This window comes from Neobacillus citreus, assembly GCF_018343545.2.
In the GTDB taxonomy this organism is placed as follows: Bacteria; Bacillota; Bacilli; order Bacillales; family Cytobacillaceae; genus Neobacillus; species Neobacillus citreus.
This window is the reverse complement of sequence record NZ_JAGYPE020000033.1, coordinates 55,358-62,000: the sequence shown is the minus strand read 5'-3', so window position 1 is coordinate 62,000 and position 6,643 is coordinate 55,358. Positions and strand designations below refer to the sequence as shown.

At 46.1% G+C, this 6,643-nt stretch carries 2 protein-coding genes; both read left to right on the top strand.

Going from position 1 to position 6,643, the window contains the following annotated elements; genetic code table 11:
• Nucleotides 1-352 precede the first annotated feature (352 nt).
• On the top strand, nt 353-6,085 hold the full coding sequence (locus tag KHB02_RS17425) for an Ig-like domain repeat protein (RefSeq protein WP_213143955.1): 5,733 nt from the start codon (nt 353-355) through the stop codon (nt 6,083-6,085).
• Nucleotides 6,086-6,106: 21 nt separating this feature from the next.
• Entirely contained in the window at nt 6,107-6,430 is a 324-nt protein-coding gene (locus KHB02_RS17420; protein ID WP_213143956.1) for a hypothetical protein, read from the top strand.
• Nucleotides 6,431-6,643: the final 213 nt, after the last annotated feature.

Here is a 6,643-nt window from a genome sequence, read left to right as displayed (position 1 = left end):
AAAAAAGCGACCAAGGGTCTTATAAATGGTTCATAAGACCAAAGTCGGTATAAAAAAGAGGTCTAATGGACTTATCAAAGGTTCATAGGACCAAAACCAGTGTTATAAAAGGGCCAATTGGTCTTATAAAAGGCTATATAAGGCCAAAACTCGTGAAAAAAAGTGGTTAAGTGGTCTTATAAAAGGCTCATAAGACCAAAACCCATGTGAAAAAACGGTTAAGTGGTCTTATAAAAGGTTCATAAGACCAAAAACCATATGAGAAAGCGGTTAAGTAGTCTTATGAATCACCGGAAAGGGTAACCAATAGGTATTTTAATAAAATAGTATTTTTTCAAGGGGAGGAGAAAAAGTGTTCACAAAGAGAAATTCAAGGGCGACCCGCTTCTTGGCAGTCATCCTTTCCATTCTGCTGGTTGCCTTTAACATACCGGCCGGCGCCATCATGCCGGTGTTTGCCCAAACAACAGACACTGGGACTGGTCAAACTACAGCAACTGGCGGGACAATAACCGAATCTGGCGGGCAACCACTAACCACAACGCAGGAGCCCACCGGCCAAAGTGGAGCAACCACATCTGGTGACTCAACTGGCATTGGTGGGACAACCGACTCCGGAACGCTAACTGCCCCGCCTGAGACAGCATACTATCAAGTTACAGCTAATGTAACAGCGGGGGAGGGCACGATTAAAATCAATGAAGCGGATTATACCGCACCGGTTCAGGTGAAATCAGGGTCAGATGTTGCCATTGTCATCACGCCTGAACCAAATTACGAAATTAAGTCGGTAAAAATCGCTGGGCAAGAACAGCCGTTAACGGACAACCAAAGCTACACCCACACGATTTCATCGATTATGGCCGACACCACCATTGAAGTCGAGTTTGTTTTAAAAACATACATCGTCACCTTCCAATACAACGCACTTGAAGGGACGGTAAAGGACGACGCAAACAAAACCATTAGCTCCCTCGGCGGAACGGTCAACGTCCAGCATGGCAATGATTCCTTTTTCACGGTAACTCCGTTAACAGGTTTTCATGTCGAAAGCATCAATGTCGATGGCGACAACCTCGACCTGACAAAAGATGTGACGCCAATCCAGCCAGACAGCTATCAGTACACTTTTACAAATGTCACAGCCAATCACGACGTGAAGGTCGAATTTGCCATCAATACCTACGCCGTAACAACCAGTGTCAGCGGCGGTAACGGAGATGTGAAGCTGGATAAATCCACAGTCGATTATGACGGCGCAGCAACAGCCACGATGACACCAAACCAGGACTACCGGGTAGCTTCCATTAAGGTAAACGGAACGGCTGTGGATCTCGACGCTGATGCGAATTTTACAGAAAATGAGGACGGGACTTATTCTTACACGGTTAAAAACATTAAAGAGCGAATTTCAATCGAAGTAACCTTTGAGAAAATCCCGACACTAAACGGAACTTGGTCGCAATTCGTTTCGATTACACCAACCGCCGGTGCATTACTCGACTCGTATAAAGAAGGCGGCAAAGAAATCCGCGTCTATTCCAAGGATGCTGTGGTGAAGGTTGCACCAATTGAAAGCTACAACCTTATCAATCTGCAAACCTCCGCCGGCTCCAGCAAAAAGTGGCAAACGGAGTACAACTTCAATAAATCCACTTCAATTAAAGACATGAAGGTGAAGATTGCAGGCACGAAAAAGAGCGAGCAAACGATTAACATGGATGGCGATATCTTGCTGGTATTCGATAACCAAGGTCCGGCCGTCAAAGAGCCTGCACTGGATGGAAAAAACAAAACCACCATCAATAACGTGACATGGTTCAGCGACACCGTGACCGTTTCCGGTGAAATCGACAACGGAGCCCAAAACTTTGACGGCGTCACGTACTCTACAGCTATCGATAAAGTCTTTTACAGCAATGCTGCGGATGCAGCGGCTGCTCCAAGCGAGGCAGCATTCGATGCAAAAACCAACCGCTACACCTTTGGCCCAGTCGAAAAAGGCCAATACAAAGTTTGGGCTGTTGACAAGGCGGGTAACCAATCCCCCGAAAAGCTAATCAACATTAACATCGACCAGACGAACCCGACACTAGCTGATGGAAAATCTGTAAAAGTGGAACAAATCAACGACGACACATGGTCCCAGGTTTTAAACATCCTTACATTTGGAATGTTTTTTAACAAAGGAATTCAGGTAACGGTGAAAGCCACGGATGGAGAATCTGGCGTTCAGAAGATTACGTTGTATGCGAAATCAACTAATTCGACTGATAAAAAGGTTGTTCCATCAGTTTCCGAAACCTTCAGCAAAGATACTCGGACAGCAGAGGCCGTGTTCGTCCTTGATGACGATAGTTTCGAAGGGACGTTTTCCGTTGAAGTAGCCGACAATGTAAATAACAAACAAAACTATGATGTTAACGAAACGAATATCGAACCGGAAGGCAATGGACACTTCATGATTGACCGGAAGGCACCGACCGCGGAATTAACGGTTGCCTCAGAAAAAAATCCGTATGTGGTTAATGATACTGAGTTTTACAGCGGTGATGCGAAAGTAAACATCAAAGCAGAAGACCAAGAATCCGGCGTCAACACGGTGACTATTAATCTAAATGATAAGAAATATAAAGAATATGATTTTTCACAAGAAAAGCAAGTAAGTCCGGCGATTGAAGCGATTGACACGAGCACGCTTGATCAAGAAAATCGCTTATACGATTTTACCGTTACGGTAAAAGATAATGCTGGCAATAAAACGGATGCAGCACCAAAGAAAATTTTTATTGATGAAAACGCACCGGTTCTAGCTGACGGTGAGGCGGTCACTTTTGCTGTCATCAACGACAGCACGATTGCCAAGGTGTTAAACTATCTTAGTTTTGGAACATTTTTTAATAAAAAAATAGAAGTGACAGTGAAGGTCAAGGATGACGCTTCCGGAATAAAGGACTTAAAGGTAAATGCTGTTCCAGAGAACGCGGGGGAAGAGGCACCGGCGTTAACTCGGGAAAGCTTTGAAACCCAAGGTCTAACCGCCGAAGCGACCTACACTCTGGATGTGGACCGTTTCAAGGGAACGTTCCAAGTCGAAGTCACGGACAATGTGAATAACAAGAACCAGACGCCATATTTGGTGAATTCGAGCAATTCGAATATCAAGGCCAAGGATAGCGGTGTTGTGATGATTGAAAAAACAGCACCTGCTGCAGCTATCAATATTACCGCTAAAGACGGCGTTTCAGCCTATGTGGCTGATGATACAAAAGAGTTTTACAACGGCGAAGTCATGTACGATGTCGATGTGCAGGATGCCGATTCTGGTGTCAATGCGGTCAAAATCAACGTGAACGACCAGCCTGTTGATGAGTATTTTTACCATGAAGAGTCGACGGTCCAGCATCGCCCAGATTTGGCAGCGACGGATACCGGCGATTCCAGGATTGCCAGAAATGAAGATGGTTCCTACCATATCGCTGTTGAAACTGTTGATAATGCTGGAAATGCGGCACAGGTTGAAAAAACTATTTTCATAGACCAATCGAGCCCGATGATTACCGATTTTCATTTTTCGACAGATGACAGTCAGGAGGACGCAACCGAGAGTCTGCAGGAAGCAGTTGAACTCACGGAATATGGCTTCTTTTTCAAAAAGCCGATTCGGGTGACGGTGAAAGCCGAGGACCCAGTGATTGGCTTTGAAGCGACAAGTGAAGTTCAATCGATGGTGATTTATCTGCAAGATTATGAGAATGGCAAATTCTATGCGGTGCTTGCGGATGGTTCGCTGCAGGAAATCACGTCAACGGCGGTTGACAGCATTGATGCTGTTCCGACATCAGGTGAATTCAGCTTTAATGTCCCGGAGGCATTTAAAGGACAGATTTTTGCTAAAGCGACGGATCATGTCAATAATACCAGTGCTTTTGCCACACCGGACGGCACGGTCATTGAGGATGAAGCTCAGCACGCCAAAGAGGCACATATTACGCTTGAAAAAGCAGAAACATCCTATCGTGACAATCAGGGTCTCGAGCTTTACCCGAATAACGTGGATGTGAAGCTAACCGTGACCGACACTTACTCAGGCTTGAATGAGGTAGAATGGTCGGTGGTAGCACCTTATGATACGGCGAATAACCAAGGCGGACGCCTGCAGATTAATAATGACGGCTCGTTTGCGGATGGCAGCAATCCAGACGGCTGGCAGGTAGCGAAGACTGATAAAAACCTCGTTACCGAGATGACTAAAACGATTGCGGTCAGCAACAATAGCAACGCCATTGTGGTCAAGGCGAAGGTGACGGACCGAGCCGGCAACACGTCGGAAAAAGAGCTGACGTTCAGTATCGACAAGACCGAGCCGCAGATCAAGGTGACTTATGACAACAATTCGCCGGATCAGGATTATCCTGATTTTTACAAAGCAGACCGGACGGCAACCGTTGTGGTGACGGAGCGGAACTTTAATTCAAAAGATGTGGAGTATTTCATTACGAATACCGATGGTTCTGTGCCGTCGTTGGTTGGCTGGACTACTGCAGTTAATACAGCCGACCCGGATAAAACAACACATACAGCAACAGTGAAATTCAGCGCGGATGGCGATTATACCTTTGATATCAAGTATAAGGATAATGCCGGAAATGCTGCACCAGCAGTGCTGCAGCAGAAGTTTACGATTGATAAAACCGTTCCTGTTATAAAAGTTTCCTATAATAATGGCTCGGCGGCCAACGGCAACTATTATCGAGCCAGCAGAACGGCAACGATTTCGATTAATGAGCATAACTTTGATGCCGGGCGCGTAAGAGTGACAGGTACGGCCAGCGATAATGGGTCTGCCGCGGCATTCCCGAAAGTGAGCGGCTGGAGTTCGAAGGGTGACGTCCACACAGCCACGATTCAATATGCTGCGGATGGCAAGTACAGCTTTGATATCGATTTTACCGATAAGGCAGGGAATATTGCCGCCGATTATAAGGCAGAGGAGTTCATCGTTGATCAAACGGCGCCTGAACTGACAATTACCGGCGTACAGGATCAGTCGGCCAATAACGGCGACGTGATCCCGGTGATAACTTATTCCGATACGAATTTTAATCAAAAGGCTGTAAGCATCAAGCTGACAGGAGCGAATCACGGCCCGGCAGCGCTCGATGGCAACTATGCCGATGCGCCAAACGGCCAGGTGTTTACGTTTAAAAATTTCGAGAAGAAAAAGGAAATCGATGACCTTTATACGTTAACGGCGACGCTTGTGGACTTTGCCGGCAATGAAACCTTCAAGACCATTCGATTCTCTGTGAACCGCTTTGGTTCGGTTTATGTGTTCGATGATGCGCTGAAGGCGATTGACGGAAAATATGTGCAAAAGGAAACGGACGTCATTGTGACTGAAACGAACGTCGACAGTCTGAAAGCTGATACGATTCAAGTAAAAATGACGAAGAACGGTACGCCTTCTGACTTGGCGGAGGGTAAGGATTATACCGTCACTGAAACCGGCGGCGCCGGACAGTGGAGCCAGTACAAGTATGTGGTGAAAAAATCACTGTTCACTGGCGATGGCAAATATACCGTTGCGCTTTATTCCGAAGATGCAGCAGGTAACATCAATGAAAATATCGATGAGAAGAAGCAGGCTGAAATCTCCTTTGGTATCGACAAGACCGCACCGGTGATTGTGCCAATTGATATTGAGAATGGGGAGCAGTATCCTGTTGAGGTTAAAAAGGTAACGGTTTCGGTGAAGGATAACCTTGTTCTCGAGGGTGCCGAGATCTATTTAAACGGTAAAAAAGTGGAGCACAAGGAAGACGGAGAAAACTATACGTTTGACATCCAAAGCTTAAACTCCAAGCAGAATGTAAAGATTATCGCGGTTGACGCAGCCGGGAACGAGCTAAGTAAAAAGGTCAATGGTATTCTTGTTTCCACCAACCCGATTGTCCGCTGGTATAACAATAAGACCTTGTTTATGGGATCCATTGGCGGTGTCGGCAGCCTGGCAGCTGTAATTACGGCGCTAGTCCTTGTTCGAAAGAGGAAAACTTATGGTGCCGAGACTATTGATAAGTAATGAGAGGAGGAAGACGTAATCATGCTTAAAGATACATCACTTCTCGTTTTGATCATTGCGGCTGCCGGACTGGTTGTGAATATTATTACGTTGATCGTAGTCATTGGGGTATTAAGGAAGTTTAAAAAAGAGGCGGCGAAGCTGGATGCGGGGCAAGCCGCAACAGTGGAGGCCTTAGCCTCGGTGCAAAAAGAGAAGCCAGCTGGCGGGGAGTCAAAGCCTGCCGCTGCTGCCGGTGCAGGAGTGGTCTTTTGTCGAAACTGCGGGAGCCCATTCGACTCCAACAACGCTGCCTGCCCACAATGCAACACACCGCGCGGCTACAGAAAAGAAGAAGGAAACTAATATCCTGAGGATATGTGTCTAGAGGCTTGCTATTTTGGCAAGCCTTATTTTTTTGTTTCCTTTTGAAAAATTCCCTTTATTTTGCCTGTGGGGTTCAAAACCTGAGGTAGTCGGTAAAAATAGACGTCCTATATTACCCATGTGGTTCCAAAAAATGAGGGGACGGTAAAAATAGAAGCCTTATTTTACCCGTGAGGTCTCCGAAAATGAGAG